General features: G+C 65.8%; 19 protein-coding genes and 1 pseudogene. 10 read left to right on the top strand and 10 right to left on the bottom strand.

Going from position 1 to position 18,284, the window contains the following annotated elements; all coding sequences use genetic code 11:
- The first annotated feature begins 13 nt into the window (after positions 1 to 13).
- The 5 genes from A4F85_RS12950 to A4F85_RS30605 are packed head-to-tail and all read left to right on the top strand — an operon-like array spanning position 14 to position 2,617.
- Entirely contained in the window at positions 14 to 985 is a 972-nt protein-coding gene (locus A4F85_RS12950) for a LysR substrate-binding domain-containing protein (protein WP_063326799.1), read from the top strand.
- 12 nt (positions 986 to 997) lie between these two features.
- Positions 998 to 1,312, top strand: a complete 315-nt coding sequence (locus A4F85_RS30615; RefSeq protein WP_156517020.1) for a hypothetical protein — start codon at positions 998 to 1,000, stop codon at positions 1,310 to 1,312.
- 8 nt (positions 1,313 to 1,320) lie between these two features.
- A complete protein-coding gene (locus tag A4F85_RS12945) occupies positions 1,321 to 1,719 on the top strand; it encodes a hypothetical protein (protein WP_156517019.1) in 399 nt (132 codons plus the stop codon).
- An 18-nt stretch (positions 1,720 to 1,737) separates the two neighbouring features.
- A complete protein-coding gene (locus A4F85_RS30610; RefSeq protein ID WP_156517018.1) occupies positions 1,738 to 2,145 on the top strand; it encodes a hypothetical protein in 408 nt (135 codons plus the stop codon).
- A 4-nt stretch (positions 2,146 to 2,149) separates the two neighbouring features.
- Positions 2,150 to 2,617 (top strand): hypothetical protein, encoded by a 468-nt coding sequence (locus A4F85_RS30605; RefSeq protein ID WP_156517017.1) that lies wholly within the window; start codon positions 2,150 to 2,152, stop codon positions 2,615 to 2,617.
- 176 nt (positions 2,618 to 2,793) lie between these two features.
- Here A4F85_RS30605 and A4F85_RS12940 read toward each other — a convergent pair whose 3' ends face one another.
- Genes A4F85_RS12940 through A4F85_RS12925 form a run of 4 tightly spaced genes read right to left on the bottom strand, consistent with a single transcriptional unit; the run spans position 2,794 to position 6,434 of the window.
- The gene (locus A4F85_RS12940) at positions 2,794 to 3,114 is read right to left on the bottom strand and encodes a 2Fe-2S iron-sulfur cluster-binding protein (protein WP_043822920.1); all 321 of its coding nucleotides are present in this window, start codon (positions 3,112 to 3,114) and stop codon (positions 2,794 to 2,796) included.
- Positions 3,111 to 4,346 (bottom strand): NAD(P)/FAD-dependent oxidoreductase, encoded by a 1,236-nt coding sequence (locus A4F85_RS12935; protein ID WP_063326797.1) that lies wholly within the window; start codon positions 4,344 to 4,346, stop codon positions 3,111 to 3,113. Before A4F85_RS12935 ends, A4F85_RS12940 begins: the two co-directional genes overlap by 4 nt.
- Entirely contained in the window at positions 4,343 to 5,395 is a 1,053-nt protein-coding gene (locus A4F85_RS12930) for a hypothetical protein (RefSeq protein WP_063326796.1), read from the bottom strand. Before A4F85_RS12930 ends, A4F85_RS12935 begins: the two co-directional genes overlap by 4 nt.
- Positions 5,396 to 5,405: 10 nt before the next feature.
- Positions 5,406 to 6,434, bottom strand: a complete 1,029-nt coding sequence (locus A4F85_RS12925; protein ID WP_034391421.1) for an aromatic ring-hydroxylating dioxygenase subunit alpha — start codon at positions 6,432 to 6,434, stop codon at positions 5,406 to 5,408.
- Between the two features lie 116 nt (positions 6,435 to 6,550).
- On the opposite strand from A4F85_RS12925, the gene A4F85_RS12920 reads away from it, so the two are divergent.
- On the top strand, positions 6,551 to 7,327 hold the full coding sequence (locus A4F85_RS12920; protein WP_063326795.1) for a TetR/AcrR family transcriptional regulator: 777 nt from the start codon (positions 6,551 to 6,553) through the stop codon (positions 7,325 to 7,327).
- Here A4F85_RS12920 and A4F85_RS12915 read toward each other — a convergent pair.
- Complete coding sequence (locus A4F85_RS12915; protein ID WP_063326794.1) at positions 7,318 to 8,397, bottom strand: porin; 1,080 nt, start codon at positions 8,395 to 8,397, stop codon at positions 7,318 to 7,320. The genes A4F85_RS12920 and A4F85_RS12915 overlap by 10 nt on opposite strands.
- Positions 8,398 to 8,772: 375 nt before the next feature.
- Between A4F85_RS12915 and A4F85_RS12910 the strand changes: the two genes are divergently transcribed.
- Positions 8,773 to 10,074 carry an MFS transporter gene (locus A4F85_RS12910; protein ID WP_063326793.1) on the top strand — a complete coding sequence of 434 codons (1,302 nt, stop codon included), beginning with the start codon at positions 8,773 to 8,775 and terminating at the stop codon, positions 10,072 to 10,074.
- 19 nt (positions 10,075 to 10,093) lie between these two features.
- Here A4F85_RS12910 and gorA read toward each other — a convergent pair whose 3' ends face one another.
- Together gorA and A4F85_RS12900 are read right to left on the bottom strand one after the other, a co-directional pair.
- Complete coding sequence (gene gorA, locus A4F85_RS12905) at positions 10,094 to 11,443, bottom strand: glutathione-disulfide reductase (RefSeq protein ID WP_063326792.1); 1,350 nt, start codon at positions 11,441 to 11,443, stop codon at positions 10,094 to 10,096.
- 112 nt (positions 11,444 to 11,555) lie between these two features.
- Positions 11,556 to 13,141: pseudogene (locus A4F85_RS12900) on the bottom strand (alkaline phosphatase D family protein).
- A gap of 167 nt (positions 13,142 to 13,308) precedes the next feature.
- On the opposite strand from A4F85_RS12900, the gene A4F85_RS12895 reads away from it, so the two are divergent.
- Positions 13,309 to 14,553, top strand: coding sequence for a hypothetical protein (locus A4F85_RS12895; protein ID WP_063327974.1), 1,245 nt, complete (start codon positions 13,309 to 13,311; stop codon positions 14,551 to 14,553).
- Between the two features lie 32 nt (positions 14,554 to 14,585).
- Positions 14,586 to 15,242 carry a Vgb family protein gene (locus A4F85_RS12890; protein ID WP_063326791.1) on the top strand — a complete coding sequence of 219 codons (657 nt, stop codon included), beginning with the start codon at positions 14,586 to 14,588 and terminating at the stop codon, positions 15,240 to 15,242.
- A 3-nt stretch (positions 15,243 to 15,245) separates the two neighbouring features.
- On the opposite strand, the gene A4F85_RS12885 is transcribed toward A4F85_RS12890, so the two are convergent.
- Positions 15,246 to 16,334, bottom strand: a complete 1,089-nt coding sequence (locus A4F85_RS12885; RefSeq protein ID WP_013803482.1) for a tartrate dehydrogenase — start codon at positions 16,332 to 16,334, stop codon at positions 15,246 to 15,248.
- A gap of 130 nt (positions 16,335 to 16,464) precedes the next feature.
- Here A4F85_RS12885 and A4F85_RS12880 point away from each other — a divergent pair, with 130 nt between their 5' ends.
- Positions 16,465 to 17,379: a LysR substrate-binding domain-containing protein gene (locus A4F85_RS12880; RefSeq protein ID WP_170962064.1), complete on the top strand. Its 915-nt coding sequence runs from the start codon at positions 16,465 to 16,467 to the stop codon at positions 17,377 to 17,379.
- 25 nt (positions 17,380 to 17,404) lie between these two features.
- Here the strand turns inward: A4F85_RS12880 and A4F85_RS12875 are convergent, their stop codons facing one another.
- Together A4F85_RS12875 and rpsU are read right to left on the bottom strand one after the other, a co-directional pair.
- Positions 17,405 to 17,851 (bottom strand): GatB/YqeY domain-containing protein, encoded by a 447-nt coding sequence (locus A4F85_RS12875; RefSeq protein ID WP_012204282.1) that lies wholly within the window; start codon positions 17,849 to 17,851, stop codon positions 17,405 to 17,407.
- A gap of 122 nt (positions 17,852 to 17,973) precedes the next feature.
- Complete coding sequence (gene rpsU / locus A4F85_RS12870; RefSeq protein WP_012204283.1) at positions 17,974 to 18,186, bottom strand: 30S ribosomal protein S21; 213 nt, start codon at positions 18,184 to 18,186, stop codon at positions 17,974 to 17,976.
- Positions 18,187 to 18,284: the final 98 nt, after the last annotated feature.

The raw sequence follows: 18,284 nt of genomic DNA, 5'->3' as shown, positions 1-18,284 counted from the left end.
CTATGAAGACCCCATGAGCAAGATAGACCGCGTGCTGCGCTCCAACCTCAAGCTGCGCCACCTGCAGCTGCTGGTGGCGCTGGACCAGTTCCGCCACCTGGGCCGCGCCGCCGAGTTCCTGACTGTGACCCAGCCCGCCGTCTCCAAGACCCTGGCCGAGATCGAGCGCATGCTGGACATGACGCTGTTCGAGCGCTCCACGCGCGGCACCGAGCCCACGGCGGCCGGGGTCAGCATGGTGCGCTTTGCGCGCTCGGTGCTGGCGGGCTTCGAGCGCACGCGTGATGAAATGGCGGCCGAGGCCAGCGGCACGCGCGGGCGCACCAGCGTGGGCGCCATGGTCGTGGCCACGCCCGTGCTGCTGGCCCGCGCCGTCGAGCAGTTGAAGGCGCGATCGGCCCAGACCACGGTGATGGTCGAGGAGGGCGATCTCACGCGGCTGCTGCCCAAGCTGCGCATGGGCGAGCTGGACCTGTTCGTGGGCCGGCTCGAACCCGGCTATGCCTCGCCCGACCTGGAGACCGAAGCCCTGTACGACGAGCCCATGGTCGCCGTCGTGCGCCCCGGCCATGCGTTGCTGGCGCAGCCTGCGAGCTGGCAGGCGCTGGCCGACATGCCCTGCGTCATGCCCCCGCCCTGGGCATCGCTGCGCGTGAAGCTGGAGCAGCAGTTCTTCGCCCACGGCCTGCATCCGCCGGCCGATCTGGTCGAGTCCGCCTCATTCCTGTCGCAGATCAGCTTCCTGCACCAGCGCGGCGCCGTGGCCTTCATGGCGCGCGGCGTGGCGCAGCATTTCGCGCAGCAGGGGCTGGTCGCCGTGCTGGACCTGCCCGTGCCCATCGACCTGCCGCCCGTGGGCCTGATCACCCTGCGCGGCCAGCCGATGACGGCGACGACGCGGTTGCTGGTGGAGTGTTTGCGGGCGGTGGTGGGCAAGTCGTTGGCTACAGCACGCCACGGCGAGCAATTGCAACATGGCAGATAAGGAAACGCAGCAATGTCTGAAGGTAATCCATGGCCCAGCGGCGAATCAAAGCCGGTCATCCTGTTGTCTGATGGGCCTTCGGAGCTGTCCAGAAAGCACGGACTGCATTTTGTGAGAGATGTTGACGATCTGGATGTCTGCCATTATTGCTATGCCTTGGATAAGGATGTTGGTACCATCCTCTTTCATTTCTACGTGAATTCGCCAGCCAAAGGAACAGCGATCTATGTGGACAGAGGTGTTGAGACGGTTTTTGCCATCAACAAGCTGATGGCGAATTTTTCCATTCACCCATCTGAGGTGAAGTGGGTTCAGTCGGACATGTAGATGCGCCCATGAAGAACATGCTTGTAGTATCGAAAACCTGCGATGCGGGCAAAATTCAATCCAGTCCGCTTCCGCATGGCTGTTTCGTTGTGACGGGGAAGGGTAAGGACCCCGGATTCAATCTTGCAATAACGAGGCTGCTGGAGATCGGATGTGAATTCTTTGCGACGTGGGGAGACTACTCTGGCGCGGAAGAGATCATTGATGACTTGATTCTGGACGCCGGCGATATGGATGCTGTCACTATCTCCCTGAGCGAGAGCTTGGAGAATGCCGTTGAATTCTTCGCTCATGGGGCATTTCCCGGTCTCAATTGCGTGAGGTTTGTATTGCTGATTTGCCAAGATGCACCAGAGAGTCTGATGTTGAAAGCGATATCTCTGTTTGAAAAGGAGTTGAATCTGTAGGAATGTCTTGGGTTTCTGTTGGCTGAAGATGATTTAAGAATCCATCTGGATGAGATTCAATTCATGATCTGGAATAATTTTCTTGTAGACGGCGTTCATGAGGCTGCAGCACTGCTCGGTTATCTTGCGAGTTCTTTGGATCTTTCTCCTGGTGATGTTTGTGCAATAGATTCAGTCGAGCAGCTCGTGCAGCAAAAGGCAAAAATTGTTTTGCTGATTGAAGATTCTCATGAATTCCAAGGGGTGAAAATGGTCACTGTATATCTTGAAGAGGATGTTGTGGTGGAGAATTCAATCCTTGCTTTTATGGCAAGGAATTTCAAGATTGATATTTATTTGCCTGACGAAGATTCCGGATATTATCGTGATCTTGTTTTGCTGGATAAAACGGGTGGAATGAAGAAAGTCACCCTTCAGGGGAGTTGACTCAATGAGTACAATTATCCAGGATATTGCGGAACAGGTTCTGGTGAAATATGGTTCATTGCGTGAACCCAATTACTCTGAATTATCTGTTCCATCTTGTGATGCCAGTGCGCTGAAAGAATTGATTGAGCATATCGCTGAGGCACAAGACTATTCAGATGTGAACGATGATGTGTGCTATCGTCTTGACATCAATGGCAGTATCGGTTGTTATGAGATTTTTATTTCCTGGGTCGGAAATTATGTGGCCATCCTGGAAAATTCTGATAAATCAGGCAGGCAGGTGATTTCAGGGGCAGGGTGCGATCATTTGTTGAATCAAATAATTGAAAAGATAGTATCGGCTGGATTTGTCATTCTGAAAAAGAGTGTTCTTTTGATGAATATGGATTTCACGCTGATAAATTCAGACGATGATTTTTCTCCGGTATACAAGGTACTATTTACCGACCACGATCTCAGGTTCTCTTGAGATATTTGATTACCCAATGTAGTTGGCTGAGATAGCCCTTCGCCCTCTCGATTCCAGGCAATGGCTTGCGGTGCCGCTTGACGCGTTCCGGAACCCACGGCCTTGCGTTAGGTGACATGGGTGGTGCGCGATTGCAGGGCGGGCTGTCCGGGGTCGCATCCCCATCTGCACAGCCCTCAGCTCTGCGCCACCGGCATGCCCACCACCAGCCCATTCAGCTGTGGCGATACCGTGATCTGGCAGGCCAGCCGCGAGTCTCCGCGCACGTCGAGGGCGAAGTCCAGCATCTCCCTTTCGCCGCCCTGGGCCGGGCCCACGCGGTCCAGCCACTCCGGTTGTATGTAGACATGGCAGGTGGCGCAGGCACAGGCGCCGCCGCATTCGGCATCGATGCCCGGCACGCCGTTGGAGACGGCGGCGCGCATGAGGCTCTGGCCGTCCGTGGCCTGTACCACGTGCTTGCGGCCGCTGTGTTCTATGAAGGTGATGGTGGTCATGGCGTGGGCGGGGCTTTTGGGGGAAGGGGCGGGAAACCGGGGTCGGCGCAGTGCGTGGCGGCGATGGCCTTGCGCGCTGCCATGAATTCGCCCGGTGAGTTCACGCATTCGGCGGCGCACAGCTGGCCACCGCGCAGGTGCAGGACGGCGAACCTGCCGCTGGCCGGGCCGCCGCGCAGCACGGTCTGGTCGCCATGGCCGGGCAGGCCGGCGATCTGCAGCTTGGTGTCGTACTGATCGGACCAGAACCAGGGCGCTTCATGGGCGGGCAGTGCGCGGCCCGTGATGGCGCAGGCTGCGCGCCGGGCCTGTTCGAGCGCGCTGGGCACGCTTTCGAGCCGGTGCAGCCCGGGGTAGCCGGCCAGGGGGCGGCGCGTGGCATCGCCTATGGCGTAGATGCCGGCCATGGCGGTACGGCCTTCGCCGTCCACGGCAATGCCGCCCGCGCAGTCCAGGCCGAGGGACTGCGCCAGCTCCACGCTGGGCGCTGCGCCCACGCCGATGAGCACGGCATCGCACTCCAGGCGGGAGCCATCGGCCATCCTCAGGCCCGTGATGCCGGTGGGGCTGTCGCCCTGGATGGCGGTGACCGAGGCGTTGAAATGCACCTCCACGCCCTGGCCTGCATGCAGGCCGTGCAGATGTGCGGCCATCTGGGGCGAGGCGCTGCGCGACAGCAGCCTGCCTTCGCGCTCGATGACCCGGACCTGCACCCCCAGCTTGCGGGCCGTGGACGCGACTTCGAGACCCACATAGCCGCCGCCGATGATGGCCAGGCAGCGGGCGGTCTGCAGGTGGCCCCGCAGCGCCTGCGCGTCTTCCATGGTGCGCAGGTAGGTCACGCCGGGCCGCTCACCCCCGGGCAGGGCCAGCCAGCGCGGTGCGGCGCCTGTGGCAATGACCAGGTGGTCGTAGTGCAGTGCCGACCCGTCGTTCAGCGCTACCTGCCGCGAGCCCGGCTCTATGGCCATGGCGCGCACGCCCAGGCGCAGGGCAATGGCCTGGTCGGCATAGGCGCTGGCGGGCCGCAGCAGCAGATCGTCCAGGCCCATGGCCTGCTGCAGCCAGGCCTTGGACAGCGGCGGGCGCTGGTAGGGCGGCAGGGCTTCGCCGCCGACCAGGGTGATGGAGCCCGGGTGGCCGTACTGGCGCAGCAGGGCGGCCAGGGTGCCGCCGGCATGCCCGGCGCCGATGATGACGGCGTGGCCTTGGGGGTGTTGTGCGGGGGTCATGATGCACCTTTGCACGAGGTCTGGACTGCGGGGCGGGCGCAGATCTCGTCCCAGGCTTGCCGCATGAAGCGTGCGGCCGCCACGTTCTGCGCCAGCAGGTCATAGCGTGCGCCCAGGCCGTAGTCGGGCAGGTTGATGAATTCGGTGGTGAGGTGGCGCAGCGGGCTGTGCGGGTGCGCGTGGTGGTAGGCCAGCACCTTGCGGATGGCCTCTTTGGAGGGCTCCAGCAGATAGGCGTGCCAGGGCGAATGCCATTCGCCGGGGCCGGGCCGCAGCATGGGGTACTGGATGCCCCGGCCCGGGCTGCCGTCCTCGTTGCGGTGCCACAGGTTCAGGGGCTGGTTGGGGCCGGCTGCGCGCAGCTGGGCCCAGCGCACGATGCCCATGTCCAGCCATTGTTCGCACAGCGAGCCGGGCTCGAAGGGGTCCAGCACCAGTTCGCCGCTCTCGACCAGCTCGCGCACGCCCGACAGTTCCTGCTCGGCCGGGTTGCCGATCTTGAAGTTCACATGGCTGTAGTCCAGCGTGAAGTGGAAGGGCACGCCATGCGCCTGCACGCGCCGGGCCACCTCGCGTACGCGCAGGAAATCCTCGGTCCACATGTTGACGTGCAGCTCGAAGCTGGGCTCCACGCCCAGAGACATGGCGTCGTCGTAGACGCGCAGGTAGTGGTCGGTGATCTCGGCATCGTCCAGCACATGGCCGTCGCGGTGGTGCTTGAAGGTCATGATGTTGTGGCAGCGCGCGCCTATGGCCTGGCAGATGCGCAGGTTGTGGGCCAGCAGGGCCTCGTCCTCGCCCAGGCGGTAGAACCAGCTGGCCGTGTGCACGGGCAGGTTGAACTCGGCGATGGCGGCCTCGTACTCGGCCATTTGCGTGCGCAGAGGCAGGCGGTCGAAGCAGTCGAAGGCGCCGGTTTCACTGACCAGGCGGAACTGCTCGCGTATGGGCAGCTCCTGAAGGCCGATGGGCTGGTGGCGCGAGGAGCGCTGCACGCCACGGCCGTTGCAGCCGATCGGCGGGAGGGTGGGGTGGGTGTCGTCGTGCATGGCCCGCTCCTCAGCCGCCCGTGGGCGCGCCCTCGATCATGCGGTCCACCATGCGGCGCATGCGCCGGGGGGCCGCATCGATGGCGATCTTGATGGTCTTGCGCGTGGCAAAGCGCTTTTCGTTGCGCTCTATGGCTTCGAGGATGGCCTTGTCCTCGGCGAAGGCGACGCGGAAGTCGGCAGAGAGGGCCGCATTGGTGTCGGCATCGGCCGTGAAGTTCTTGACGTGCAGCCAGTGGTCGATGGAGGTGTTCCGGTCCACGGGCGTCATGAAGTGGCAGGCATAGATCTGCATGCAGTTGTCGCGCCGGCCCTCGGGGGCGCCCGTGCCCGTGGCGGCACTGCCGAAGTCGATGATGGCGATGCTGGGCGCGTGGTAGTGGTAGTAGTGCCAGCGGTCCACGTTGCCGCTGAAATTGCCGTACTTGGCGAACAGCGGAATGGCCGGCGCATCGATGATCCAGCGCCAGGTGACGATGCGGCCGTCCAGTTCCTCGTGGTGCACGGGGATGTCCTCGCTGGCCGCGTTGCCCAGCGTGCTCAGGTGCACGAAGCTCACATGGGCCGGATCGCAGAGGTTGTCGGCCAGGTTCAGGTAGTTGGCCTCTATGCGCAGCGCATCGCCTTCGACGGCGCTCCACGCCGGGTCGTGGTACTGGGGCAGGTCGAACACCGGCACGCTGTCGGCGCGCGAGGGATCGCCCATCCAGATCCAGACCAGGCCCATGTTCTCCTTGACCGGATAGGTGGTCACCACGGCGTTGCCCGGGATCATGTCCTGGCCCGGCACGCGCGTGCAGCGGCCGCTGCAGTCGAAGGTCAGGCCGTGGTAGCCGCATTCGATGGCATCGCCCTTGAGCTTGCCCATGGACAGCGGCAGCAGGCGGTGGGGGCAGGCGTCCTCCATGGCCACGACGGCGCCGGCCTCGGTGCGGTAGAGCACCACGTCGCGTTCGACGATGCGGTGCGCCGACAGCTGGCGGCCCACGTTGCGCGACCAGGTCAGCGGGTACCAGGTATCGAGTACATAGGTTTCCATGGGGACTCTCCTTGTTGAGTGTTCACTCAATTTTGTTTGAGTGAAAACTCAATTTCAATATGGCGTTTTTCCCTAGAATGGCCGACGCAACGCCCCCTTCACCTGACGCCGTGCCCATGACCACTGATCCCGAGGAAGTTCCCGCCACCCCGAAGCGCAAGGCTGCGCCCGCCAGGAAAGCCGCTGCGAAGTCGGCCGTTGCCAAGGCCCCTGCCAAGGCGTCTGCGGGGCGCAAGCGGACTGCCAAGACCGGCAAGACGACCAAGGAGGCCATCTTGCTGGCGGCCGAGATCGAGTTCGCCAGAAGTGGCTACGACGGCGCCAGCGTGCAGCGCATCGGCAAGCAGGCCAAGTGCTACGAGAGCCTTCTCTACTACCACTACGGCAGCAAGGACAAGCTGTTCGCCGCCGTGCTGGAGAACGCCTACCGCAAGCTGGTGGAGGCCGAGGCGAAGCTGCTGGTGGACTTCGACGATCCGCGCGCTGCGCTGGAGGCCGTGGTGCGCTTCATGTGGCGCTACTACCAGGAGCACCCGGAGCTGATCTTCCTGCTCAACACCGAAAACCTGCTCAAGGGCAAGCACCTGAAGAAGGCCTCGGGCATACGCGACTTCTTTCCCAACGCCATCACGCTGCTGCGCAAGGCCGTGGAATCGGGAATGGCTCAGGGCCTGTTCCGTCCCGATGTGCACATCGACGATCTCTACATCACGGTCATGGGACTGGGCTACTTCTACCTCTCCAATCGCCACACGCTGAGCGCCTTCTTCGACAAGGAGCTGCTGCAGCAGGCCGAGCTGCAGCGCTGGGGCGACCACATGGTGGAGACGGTGTTGCGCGTGGTGCAGCAGCCACCGGCCCAGCCCCAGCCCCAGCCCAGGGCTCAGAAATAGTGGCGCAGGCCCAGGCCCCAGGTCTGGCCGCTGCCGGCGCCCGTGCCCGTGATGCGGTCGTGCAGGCTGTTGAGGTAGATGTCCGTGCGCTTGGACAGGGGGTAGTCATAGCCCACGGCCCAGGTGTTGCGCCTGGCGTCTTCGGCGCCCGAGGTGCGCGCATGGCCATATGAGGCCAGCACGGCGCCCGGGCCTGCGGGAATGGACAGGCCGAACTGGCCGCTGTTCCTGCGGCGGTCCGCGCCGGCCACGGTGTCGGCCAGCCGCTGGTATTGGGCGAACAGCTTGACCATGCCCAGATCGTAGGAGCCGCCCAGCAGCCAGGCGCTCTGGCGGTCAAAGCCGGTGGCGGTAGCGGTGGTGGCGACATTGGGATAGGCCACGCTCTGGTAGGCGAGGGCGGCGGCGAATGCGCCGCCCGCATAGCTGAGGCTGGCGCCGTGCTTGTCCGCATCGCGGCGCTGGGATGCGGGCGTGCCGGCAGGCGGCTCGAACGAATACTGCAGCCGTGCCGTGAATCCGCCCCAGGACGGGCTGGTGTAGAGCAGGCTGTCGCTCCAGCCCGAGTCGCCCCGCAGTGGCGCGGCGGCCGTGCCGTTGGGCCCGAAGCTGTGCAGCACCGCGGGTGAGAACGAAAAGGACCCTGCATACGGGTTGAAGGCGATGGTGGCCAGCCAGTAGGGGGTGGTGTTGCGCCCCAGTTGCAGCGTGCCCCAGCCGCTGCTCAGTCCCACATAGGCGCTGCGCGCAAAGAAGGCGTCATTGGCAAAACGCCCTTCGGCGCCGCTGTCCGCGCGGTAGAAGGCCTCCAGTGCAAACACGGCCTTCAATCCAGAACCCAGGTCCTCCGTTCCGCGCAAGGCCCAGAAATTCGTCTGCATGCCGCCTGGCGTGAGCACGCCCGTGCCCTTGTCCGCGCCCAGAGGGCGCGAGAACCCCGCGAAGGCATCGATCTGACCCTGCAGCGTGACCTGCGCGCCCGCCGGCAGCGGTGCGATGGCATGGAGCAGGGCAAGTGCCGGGGCGGCCAGGGCAATGGCTTGTCCTGTCCTTGAATGCAGTCTGGGCATGGGGTGTCTCCTTGGTTCTGATCACGGATGTCATTCCGCGGATTCGGGGTTTTGAAGCGTATGCACTTGAATTGAGTCGGGTTCACTACAAAGGAGCACCAAGGCATTGCGTGAGTTGACGCCCCTTGTTTCTCTTGCGTACAGGGATTTTTGTGCGACTTGATCGATGATTGCTATCGGGAAACTACTTGATTTGTTTTTGACTATCGTGCGTAGCATTGAGCGTAGGCACTTGAAATTTCCACTGCAGACAGATGTTTCCGCCGGATCCGGCTGCAGTGCGCCAACGCGGCGACGCAGGGCCATGAACGGTGGCAATGGTCAACACAGCAAGGAGCTGAAATGTCAGTTCACAGCAATGCAGGCATTGGCGGTATGCGGGGGCAGGGGGTCCATTTGCGGGAGCAGGAGAAGGAGCGGCGGCAGCTGTACGGGCGCGTGACGTGGCGGCTCGTGCCCTTCTTCTGCCTGTGCTACCTGGCCGCCTATCTGGACCGCATCAACGTGGGGCTGGCGAAGCTGCAGATGCAGCAGGACCTGGGCTTCAGCGAGACGGTCTACGGCCTGGGTGCGGGCCTGTTCTTCGTGGGCTACATCCTCTTCGAGGTGCCCAGCAACCTGGTGCTGGCGCGCATGGGCGCGCGGCTGTGGATCGCGCGGATCATGATCACCTGGGGCCTGATCTCGGGCGCGACCATGTTCGTGAGCACGCCCATGCAGTTCTATGTGCTGCGCTTTCTGCTGGGTGTGGCCGAGGCGGGGTTCTTTCCCGGCGTCATGCTGTACCTGACCTACTGGTATCCCACGCGCATGCGCAGCAAGATCATGGCGCTGTTCCTGATCGGCCTGCCGCTGGCCAGCCTGGTCGGGGCGCCGCTGTCGGGTTGGATCATGACGGCCTTTGCCGGCGTGCGTGGCCATGCGGGCTGGCAGTGGCTGTTCTTCCTGGAGGCGATTCCCTCGGTGGTGCTGGGCCTGCTGGTCTTCGTCTACCTGCCCAACAGCATCGAGTCGGCCCAATGGCTGTCGCCGCGCGACAAGGGCGTGCTGCGCGCCAACCTCGACAGCGACAGGCTGGCCGAGTCCCACCATTCGCTGTGGGCGGCGCTGTCCAGCGGCCGGGTCTGGCTGCTGGGCCTGATCGACCTGAGCCTGATGATGTCCACCTATGCCATCAGCTTCTGGCTGCCCACCATCATCCGCGAGGCCGGGGTCAGGAGCACGGCCGAGATCGGCCTGCTCACGGCCGTTCCCAATGCCTTTGCCATCGCTGCGCTGCTGCTCAACGGCATCAGCTCCGACCGGCGCCGCGAGCGGCGCTGGCACATCGTGCTGCCGGCACTGGCGGGCGCGGCCGCCATGGCGCTGAGCACGCTGTACACCGGCCATGTGTTCGCCACCGTGCTGCTGTTCTCTCTGGCGACGGCGGGCATCATGGCAGCCTTTCCCGTGTTCTGGTGCCTGCCCGCCACGTTCCTGACGGGGCCGGCGGCGGCCGCAGGCATTGCGCTGATCGCCTCCATTGCCAACCTGGGAGGCTTTGCGGCCACCTATTTGCTGGGCTGGCTCAAGGATCTCACGCACTCGTCGAGCGCAGGTTTGCTGCTGTTCGCCGCCTGCCTGGTGGCCGGCAGCCTCTTGACGCTGGCCCTGCCCAAGGCCGTGGTCAACCGCTGAGGTCAGCCTGTGCGCCTGTTCAGCGCATGGTCACGAACTCCTCGGCCGCCGTGGGGTGGATGGCCACGGTGTCATCGAAGTCGCGCTTGGTGGCGCCCATCTTGAGCGCCACGGCAAAGCCCTGCAGCATCTCGTCCATCCCCAGGCCGATGCCGTGTATGCCCACGATGCGTTCCTCTGGGCCCACGCAGACCAGCTTCATGCGCGCGGGCTGGCGGTGGCGCGTGACCGCCGTGTACATGGCGGTGAAGGCCGATTGGTAGACCTTGACCTGATCGTCGCCAAAGCGCTCGCGCGCCTGCGGCTCGGTCAGGCCCACGGTGCCGATGGGTGGGTGGCTGAAGACCACGGTGGGTACGTTGTCGTAGTCCAGGTGCTCGCCGGTCTTGCCGTTGAACAGGCGCTCGGACAGGCGCCGGCCGGCGGCCACGGCCACGGGCGTGAGTTCGATGCGGCCCGTGATGTCGCCCACGGCGTGGATGCCGGGCACATTGGTGTCCTGGAACTTGTCCACCGCGATGTGGCCGCTGTCCTGCAGCGCCACGCCTGCGGCCTCCAGGTTCAGGCCCGAGGTGTCGGGTCGGCGGCCCACGGCCCAGACCACGCAGTCCACGGTGTGGCTGCTGCCGTCCTGCAGTTGCAGGTCCAGGCTGCCGTCTGCGTTGCGGACCACGGCCTTCGGGGTGGCCTGGCGGTGCACGGCGGGGCCTTCGGCCTCCATGATCTCCATCAGGGTTTGGCTCAGCAGCGGATCGAACCCGCGCAGTGCCGAGTTCTGGCGCAGGAACAGATGGGTCTGCGATCCCAGCGCGTGCAGCACGCCGGCAATCTCCACGGCGATATAGCCGGCACCCACCACGGCCGTGCGCGCAGGCAGGGCCTTGAGGGCGAAGAAGCCGTCCGAGTCGATGCCCAGCTCGGCGCCCGGAATGTCGGGCCGTGCCGGCCGCGTGCCCGTGGCGATGAGGATGTGATCGGCACTGAGCCGCTGGCCGCCCACCTCCACGGTGCGCGCATCCACGAAGCGGCCAAAGCCCTGGATCAGCTCGACCTTGTTGCGCGCCAGGCCGCTTTCATACGAGGCATGGATGCGGTCGATGTAGGCGCTGCGGCTGTCCAGCAGGCGCTGCCAGTCCAGGCGGTTGACGGTGGCATCCCAGCCGTAGTCGGGGCCGTAGCGGTGCATGGCCTCGCCGATCTGGGCCGCATGCCACATGACCTTCTTGGGCACGCAGCCCACGTTGACGCAGGTGCCGCCGATCTCGCCGGCTTCGATCAGCGCGCAGTGGCGCCCGTGCATGGCGGCGCGGTTGACCGATGCAATGCCGCCGCTGCCGCCGCCGATGACGATGTAGTCGTAGTGCTTCATGGAGATTCCGTGCTGTGTCTGAGCGGCCCGAATGCCGCAGCCGGCCATCTTGCCCTGTTCGCCGGCCAGGGGCCTGCGGCGGGGGCAATGCCGTGATCTCCAGGCGGCAGGCTCAGCTGCGCTGCGGCTCCAGCGTCTTCGTGTACAGCGCCTTGCCGTCCAGGTCCTTGAGCACCACGGTCAGCGCCTGGCTGCGGGGGTCTATGTCGAGCTGGCCGAAGAACTGGAAGCCTTCGCTGGGCGCCGAGTTGGCGTGGACCGCGCTTTTCTGGAAAACGACTTCGCCGCCAAAGGTCCTGTCCATCTCGTTGGGGCCGAAGCCGCCCGCGTTCAGCGGGCCGGAGACGAATTCCCAGAACGGGTCGAAGTCCTGGAAGCTGGCGCGCTCGGGGCTGAAATGGTGGGCCGCCGTGTAGTGCACGTCGGCCGTGAGCCAGACCACGTTGTGGATGCCCGCATCCTTGATGCCCTTGAGCAGGCGCGCCATCTCCAACTCGCGGCCCCGGGGTGCGCCATGCTCGCCATTGGCCACGGCCTCCCACTGGGCGCGGCCCTCGGCATCCTTGCCATCGGGCACGAAGAGGCTGATGGGCATGTCGCTGGCGATCAGCTTCCAGGTGGCGCGGCTGCGCTTGAGGCCGTCCAGCAGCCACTGCACCTGCGGGCGGCCCAGCATGTCGGTGTCCGGGCCTTCGGCCGCCTGCAGGTTGTGGCTGTTGGGGCCGCGGTGGCTGCGCATGTCGATCACGAAGATGTCGGCCAGCGGGCCCTGGGGCAGGCGGCGGTACAGGCGCTGGTGCATGGCCGCGCCGAAGGGACGCATGGGCGCGTATTCCATGAAGGCGCGCTGGCCGCGTGCGGCCAGCAGCTGCACGTTCTTTTCGGTGTAGCGCGTGTCGTTGGCCACGCTCTTGCTGTCCGAGTAGTTGTTGGTGACCTCGTGGTCGTCCCACTGCCAGATCTGGGCGACCTCGCTGCCCAGGGCGCGCACGTTGGCGTCCATGAGGTTGTAGCGGTGGCGGCCCCGGAATTCGTCCAGCGTCTCGGCCACCTTGGCGACCTCGGGCGTGACCAGGTTCTTCCACAGCGTGCCGTCGCGCAGCTTCATCTGCGCGGCAATGGGGCCGTCGGCATAGATGGTGTCGCCGCTGTGCAGGAACACGTCGGGGTCGGTCCTGCGCATGGCCTCGTAGATGCGCATGCCGCCAAAGGCCTCGTTGATGCCGAAGCCCTGGCCTGCGGTGTCTCCGCTCCACACCAGCGCAGCGGCCGCGTGGCGGGCATGCCCGCCGCCAGCGGCGTGCGAAAGCGCCCCTGCACGGCGGGCGAGCGCACATTGGCGCTGGCAAAGTCCTCCAGCACCACGCGGTAGAAGATGTCCTGGCCCGCAGGCAGGCCCTGCAGGTCGATGCGGCCCGTGCCGTCGCTGCTGTCCATCAGCAGATCCGGCCCGCGCACGCGCGTGGGGTTGGCAAAGCCGGAGGTGGTGGACCATTCGATCCACATGCGCGCATCGCGGCTGGCGCGCGCCCAGACGATGGCGCGGTCAGCCAGCACATCGCCGCTTTGCAGGCCCGAGGGCAGCAGCGGCCGCGCCGCGTCGCGCGTGATGGCGGCGGGTGCGGACTGGGCCCGGAGGATGGAGGGCAGCAGCGAGCCGGCAGCCGTGGACAGCAGAAGATGGCGGCGGAGCATCATGGCGGGGGAGTGGGTGTGGCAAAGCGTTTGGCAGAGCGTTTGGCAGGGCGTTTGGCAGGGCGTTTGGCGACCCAGCCTAGCGCCCACCGATGACCGGGCCGTGACCGTGCGTTGGCCCGGGATGGATTGCAGGCACAGCCGTGCCGCACACGATGGATGGGATGGGCATGGATTCTCTGATCACGGCGGCGGCCCGTGCGCTCGCGGTTGGCGACCCCCTTGGTGCGCTGAACCGGGTGGCGCTGCGCGACGATGCGCCCGCGCTGGCACTGCGTGGCATCGCCATGGCGCAACTGGGCGATCTGGTACGGGCCCGGGCCTTGCTGCGCAGCGCTGCGCGCGCCTTCGGCACCCATGAGGCCGTGGCCCGCGCCCGCTGCGTAGTGGCCGAGGCCGAGATTGCACTGGCCCTGCGCGAGCTGGCATGGCCGGCCCGCAGGTTGGTTGCGGCGCGGGCAGTGCTGCAGGCGCATGGCGATCCTGTGAACGCCGCGCATGCAGGCTATCTGGAAATACGCCGTTGCCTGCTGCTGGGCCGCCTGGGCGAGGCCGAGGGTCTGCTGGGCGGACTGCGGCCCGCGCTGCTGCCTGCCGCCTTGCAGGCGTTCCATGCCCTGGCCCTGGCGGGTATCGCCATGCGCCGATTGGACATCCGTGCGGCGCACAGTGCGCTGGCCGATGCCGCGCAGGCGGCCGGCGCCGCCGGCATTGCAGCACTGGCCGCCGAGGTGGGGCAGGCCGCCCAGGCCCTTCACGCGCCTGCTGCGGTGCTGCTGGAGCGCGAGCCGGCCGGACCGCAGGCTCAGAAGCTGCTGTCGCTGGATGAGGCCGGGACCCTGCTGGCTTCGGGCGCGCTGGTGGTGGATGCCTGCCGCCATGCGGTGCGCGCCGGAGCGGTGGCGGTCTCGCTGGCGGGGCGCCCGGTGCTGTTTGCGCTGGCGCGCGCGCTGGGCGAGGCCTGGCCCGGCGATGTCTCACGCGAGGCGCTGGTGGCGCAGGTATTCCGCGCCCGGCAGGCCGATGATTCGTACCGTGCGCGTCTGCGTGTCGAGATTGGCCGCCTGCGCCGCCTGCTGCGGCCGCTGGCCGAAGTTCACGCCACGCCCCTGGGATTTGTGCTGGCGCCCCGGCAGGCCCGGGTGGCCGTGCTGGCACGGCCCTTGGAAGCAGTGCAAGGGACGCTGTGCGGGCCGGTGCTGGCGCTGCTCTCCGATGGCGAGGCCTGGGCCAGTTCGGCGCTGGCCCTGGCACTGGGCGCGAGCCAGCGCAGCGTCCAGAGGACCCTGGAGGCGCTGGAGCGCGACGCGCTGGCGCAGCCCGTGGGCCGGGGACGCGCCCGCCGTTGGGTGGCCCGGCCTGCGCCGGGATTCACGACGACTTTGTTACTCCCCGCTGTGCTGCCGGCTGGCTAGCATGGGCCGACCAACGCAACCAGGAGTTCCGCATGAAGACAGAAGCTGCAGAAATCATCCGCGAATACGGTCCCTTTCCCGGCATCGATTGCGTGCACGGGGTGTCCTACGACGGCAGCCAGGTCTGGTTCGCCACCGGCACCCAATTGCAGGCGCTGGACCCCGACAGCGGCCGGATCGTGCGCAGCATCCCTGTGCCGGGCGATGCCGGCACGGCCTTCGATGGCCGGCATCTGTTCCAGATCGCCAATGACCGTATCCAGAAGATCGACCTGTCCACCGGCCATGTGCTGGCCACCATTCCTGCACCCGGGGGCGGCGGCGATGCCGGCGATTCGGGAATGGCCTGGGCCGAGGGCTCGCTGTGGGTGGGTCAGTACCACGGCCGCAAGATCCATCAGATCGACCCCGACACTGGGGCGGTGCTGCGCACCCTGGAGTCCAACCGCTTCGTCACCGGCGTCACCTGGGTGGACGGCCAGTTGTGGCACGGCACCTGGGAAGAGGGCCAGAGCGATCTGCGGCGCCTGGACCCGGACAGCGGTGCCGTGCTGCAGCGGCTGGAGATGCCGGCCGGCACCGGCGTGTCGGGGCTGGAGTCCGACGGCGGCGACCGCTTCTTCTGCGGCGGCGGAGAAAGCGGCCGCATCAGGGCCGTGCGCCGGCCCCGGCAGGCGCAGCAGCCCTGAGGCCTACTTGCCCGCGATCTGTGCCGCGATGGCCTGGCCCACTTCGGTGGTGCTGGCCGTGCCGCCCAGGTCGGGCGTGCGGGGGCCGTTCTTGATGACTTCCTCGATGGCCGAGACGATGGCGTCGTGCGCCGCGCGGCCTGCGCCCTGGCCGTGGGTCAGGAAGTCCAGCATCAGCGCTGCCGACCAGACCATGGCGATGGGGTTGGCGATGTTCTTGCCGTAGATGTCGGGCGCCGAGCCGTGCACGGGCTCGAACAGGCTGGGGAAGCTGCGGTCGGGGTTGAGGTTGGCCGAGGGGGCCAGGCCGATGGTGCCCGTGGTGGCCGGGCCCAGGTCGCTGAGGATGTCGCCGAACAGGTTGGTGGCGGCCACCACGTCGAAGCGGCCCGGCTGCAGCACGAAGCGCGCGGTCAGGATGTCGATGTGCTGCTTGTCCAGCGTGACGTCCGGGTAGGCCTTGGCCACGTCCTCGGCGCGCTGGTCCCACCAGGGCATGCTGATGGCGATGCCGTTGCTCTTGGTGGCCAGGGTGACGTGCTTGCGCTCGCGGCTTTGGGCCAGGTCGAAGGCGTACTTGAGCAGGCGCTCGGCACCCTTGCGCGAGTAGACCGATTCCTGGATCACGATTTCGCGGTCCGTGCCCTCATACATGATGCCGCCCAGCGAGGTGTATTCGCCTTCGGTGTTCTCGCGCACCACGTAGTAGTCGATGTCGCCGGGCTTGCGGCCGGCCAGCGGGCAGGGCACGCCTTCGAACAGGCGCACGGGGCGCAGGTTGATGTACTGGTCGAACTCGCGGCGGAACTTGAGCAGCGAGCCCCACAGCGAGACATGGTCGGGCACGGTGGCGGGCCAGCCCACGGCGCCGAAGAAGATGGCGTCCATGCCGCAGAGCTGCGCCTTCCAGTCGTCGGGCATCATTTTTCCGTGGGCCAGGTAGTAGTCGCAGTGGGCCCAGTCGAAATGGTGGAATTCGAGCTTGATCGCAAAGCGGCTGGCGGCGGCCTCCAGCGTGCGCAGGCCTTCGGGCATGACTTCCTTGCCAATGCCGTCACCGGCGATGACGGCGATCTTGAATGTGTCTTGCATGGTGTCTGTCCTTGGATCGAATGGAGGGATATGAAGCGGCGCCGCTGACAGCCTGGCCGCATGCATGGCATTGTTGGCTGCGCCAGGGCTAAATACAATCGGCCAACTGTGGTTCCATTGTTTACAGATCGTGAATAAACAACCGGCTCCCGAAGACCTGCGTGTCTTCACCGTGGTGGCTCGCAAATCCGGCTTTGCCGCTGCGGCCGAGGAATTGGGTGCATCGCCCGCCTATGTGAGCAAGCGCATCCGCCTGCTGGAGCAGGAGTTGGGCGTGAAGCTGCTGCACCGCACCACGCGCCGCGTGGCCGTGACCGAGGAGGGCGAGCGCGTATTCCACTGGGCGCAGCGCATCCTCGACGACATGGACCAGCTGATGCAGGAGGTGGCCATTACGCGCAGCGAGCCGCGCGGCCTGCTGCGCGTGAGCAGCAGCTTCGGCTTCGGGCGGCATGTGATCGCACCGGCGCTGTCCCGGCTGGTGGAGCGCCATCCGGGGCTGCAGGTGCGGCTGGATGTGTTCGACCGGCTGGTGGATGTGGCGGGGGAGGGCTTCGATCTGGATGTGCGCGTGGGCGACGAGATCGCTCCCCACCTGATTGCGCGGCGGCTGGCCGACAACCACCGCGTGCTGTGCGCGGCGCCGGCCTACCTGGCGCGCCGTGGCACGCCGCGCACGCCGGCCGAGCTGTCGGCCCACGACTGCCTGGCCATCAAGGAGCGCGACCAGGCCTTTGGCGTGTGGCGGCTGCGCGCGGGCGCCGCCGAGCAATCGGTGAAGGTCACGGGGCCGCTGTCGGCCAACAACGGGGAGATGGTGGTGCAGTGGGCCGTGGACGGGCGCGGCATTGCGCTGCGCTCGTTGTGGGATGTGGGCGCCCATCTGCAGGCCGGGCGCCTGGTGCAGCTGCTGCCCGAATGGCGGCAGGAGGCCAATGTCTGGGCGGTCTATCCGACGCGGCTGCAGCTGTCGGCCAAGGTGCGTGTCTGTGTCGAATTCCTGCAGGAGCACTTTCAGCAGGAATGGGCGGCAGCAGCGTCCTGAAAAGGGCGCGGCTGCCGCAGCAGGCTCAACCTGCCAGGGCGGCCTTGACGGCAGCGGACACCTGGCCCATGTCGGCCTTGCCAGCCAGTTGCGCTTTGACCGCGCCCATGACCTTGCCCATGTCGCCGGGGCCGGAGGCACCCAGCTCGGCCACGATGGCCTTCACGGCGGTGGCCACTTCCTCGGCCGACATGCGTGCGGGCAGGTAGGCGGTCAGCACGGCCATTTCGGCCTTTTCCTTGTCGGCCAGATCCTGGCGGCCCGCGCCCTCGAAGGCGGCAATGCTGTCCTTGCGCTGCTTGATCAGCTTGTCCACGATGGCGATGACGGCGGCGTCGTCGAGCTCGACGCGCTCATCGACTTCCTTTTGCTTCATCGCGGCCAGCAGCAGGCGGATGGTGCCCAGGCGTTCGCTGTCCTTGGCGCGCATGGCGGTCTTCATGTCTTCGGTGATCTGGGCCTTGAGGCTCATGGCATTTCTCCTGAGGTAGTGGCGTCGGAAAACAAAAACCAAAAAACAAAAACAAAAAACCCGCGCCTGGCGTCCCGAGCGCGGGTTTTGCGGCTGACGAGAGCCGGCTGGTCAAGAGCTGATCAGTACAGCTTCTTGGGCAGCTGCATGCTGCGAACGCGCTTGTAGTGACGCTTGACGGCGGCAGCCTTCTTGCGCTTGCGTTCGGATGTGGGCTTCTCGTAGAACTCGCGAGCGCGCAGGTCGGTCAGCAGGCCGAGCTTTTCGATGGTGCGCTTGAAGCGGCGCAGGGCAACTTCATAGGGCTCGTTTTCTTTTACGCGGATGGTGGTCATTAGCTAGATTTCCAGATATCTGTGCTGACAGCGGGTTCTCGGGAAGATCGGGCCTGAGAGCCATGTTCAGCGGTTGGTCCCCGTCAATAGTTAACTAG

The sequence above is a fragment of the Delftia sp. GW456-R20 genome, from assembly GCF_001622915.1.
Taxonomy (GTDB): Bacteria; Pseudomonadota; Gammaproteobacteria; order Burkholderiales; family Burkholderiaceae_C; genus Comamonas; species Comamonas acidovorans.
This window is presented reverse-complemented; position numbering and strand designations above follow the sequence as displayed.

Excerpts from the sequence above, each read along its gene's own strand:
- gorA (WP_063326792.1), bottom strand. The coding sequence starts at position 11,443 with ATGAAGCACTACGACTACATCGTCATCGGCGGCGGCAGCGGCGGCATT.
- A4F85_RS12895 (WP_063327974.1), top strand. The coding sequence starts at position 13,309 with ATGGATTCTCTGATCACGGCGGCGGCCCGTGCGCTCGCGGTTGGCGAC.
- A4F85_RS12945 (WP_156517019.1), top strand. The coding sequence starts at position 1,321 with ATGAAGAACATGCTTGTAGTATCGAAAACCTGCGATGCGGGCAAAATT.
- A4F85_RS12935 (WP_063326797.1), bottom strand. The coding sequence starts at position 4,346 with ATGACCCCCGCACAACACCCCCAAGGCCACGCCGTCATCATCGGCGCC.
- A4F85_RS12930 (WP_063326796.1), bottom strand. The coding sequence starts at position 5,395 with ATGCACGACGACACCCACCCCACCCTCCCGCCGATCGGCTGCAACGGC.
- A4F85_RS12885 (WP_013803482.1), bottom strand. The coding sequence starts at position 16,334 with ATGCAAGACACATTCAAGATCGCCGTCATCGCCGGTGACGGCATTGGC.
- rpsU (WP_012204283.1), bottom strand. The coding sequence starts at position 18,186 with ATGACCACCATCCGCGTAAAAGAAAACGAGCCCTATGAAGTTGCCCTG.
- A4F85_RS30605 (WP_156517017.1), top strand. The coding sequence starts at position 2,150 with ATGAGTACAATTATCCAGGATATTGCGGAACAGGTTCTGGTGAAATAT.
- A4F85_RS12915 (WP_063326794.1), bottom strand. The coding sequence starts at position 8,397 with ATGCCCAGACTGCATTCAAGGACAGGACAAGCCATTGCCCTGGCCGCC.
- A4F85_RS30615 (WP_156517020.1), top strand. The coding sequence starts at position 998 with ATGTCTGAAGGTAATCCATGGCCCAGCGGCGAATCAAAGCCGGTCATC.
- A4F85_RS12925 (WP_034391421.1), bottom strand. The coding sequence starts at position 6,434 with ATGGAAACCTATGTACTCGATACCTGGTACCCGCTGACCTGGTCGCGC.
- A4F85_RS12940 (WP_043822920.1), bottom strand. The coding sequence starts at position 3,114 with ATGACCACCATCACCTTCATAGAACACAGCGGCCGCAAGCACGTGGTA.
- A4F85_RS12920 (WP_063326795.1), top strand. The coding sequence starts at position 6,551 with ATGACCACTGATCCCGAGGAAGTTCCCGCCACCCCGAAGCGCAAGGCT.
- A4F85_RS12875 (WP_012204282.1), bottom strand. The coding sequence starts at position 17,851 with ATGAGCCTCAAGGCCCAGATCACCGAAGACATGAAGACCGCCATGCGC.
- A4F85_RS12910 (WP_063326793.1), top strand. The coding sequence starts at position 8,773 with ATGCGGGGGCAGGGGGTCCATTTGCGGGAGCAGGAGAAGGAGCGGCGG.
- A4F85_RS12950 (WP_063326799.1), top strand. The coding sequence starts at position 14 with ATGAGCAAGATAGACCGCGTGCTGCGCTCCAACCTCAAGCTGCGCCAC.
- A4F85_RS12890 (WP_063326791.1), top strand. The coding sequence starts at position 14,586 with ATGAAGACAGAAGCTGCAGAAATCATCCGCGAATACGGTCCCTTTCCC.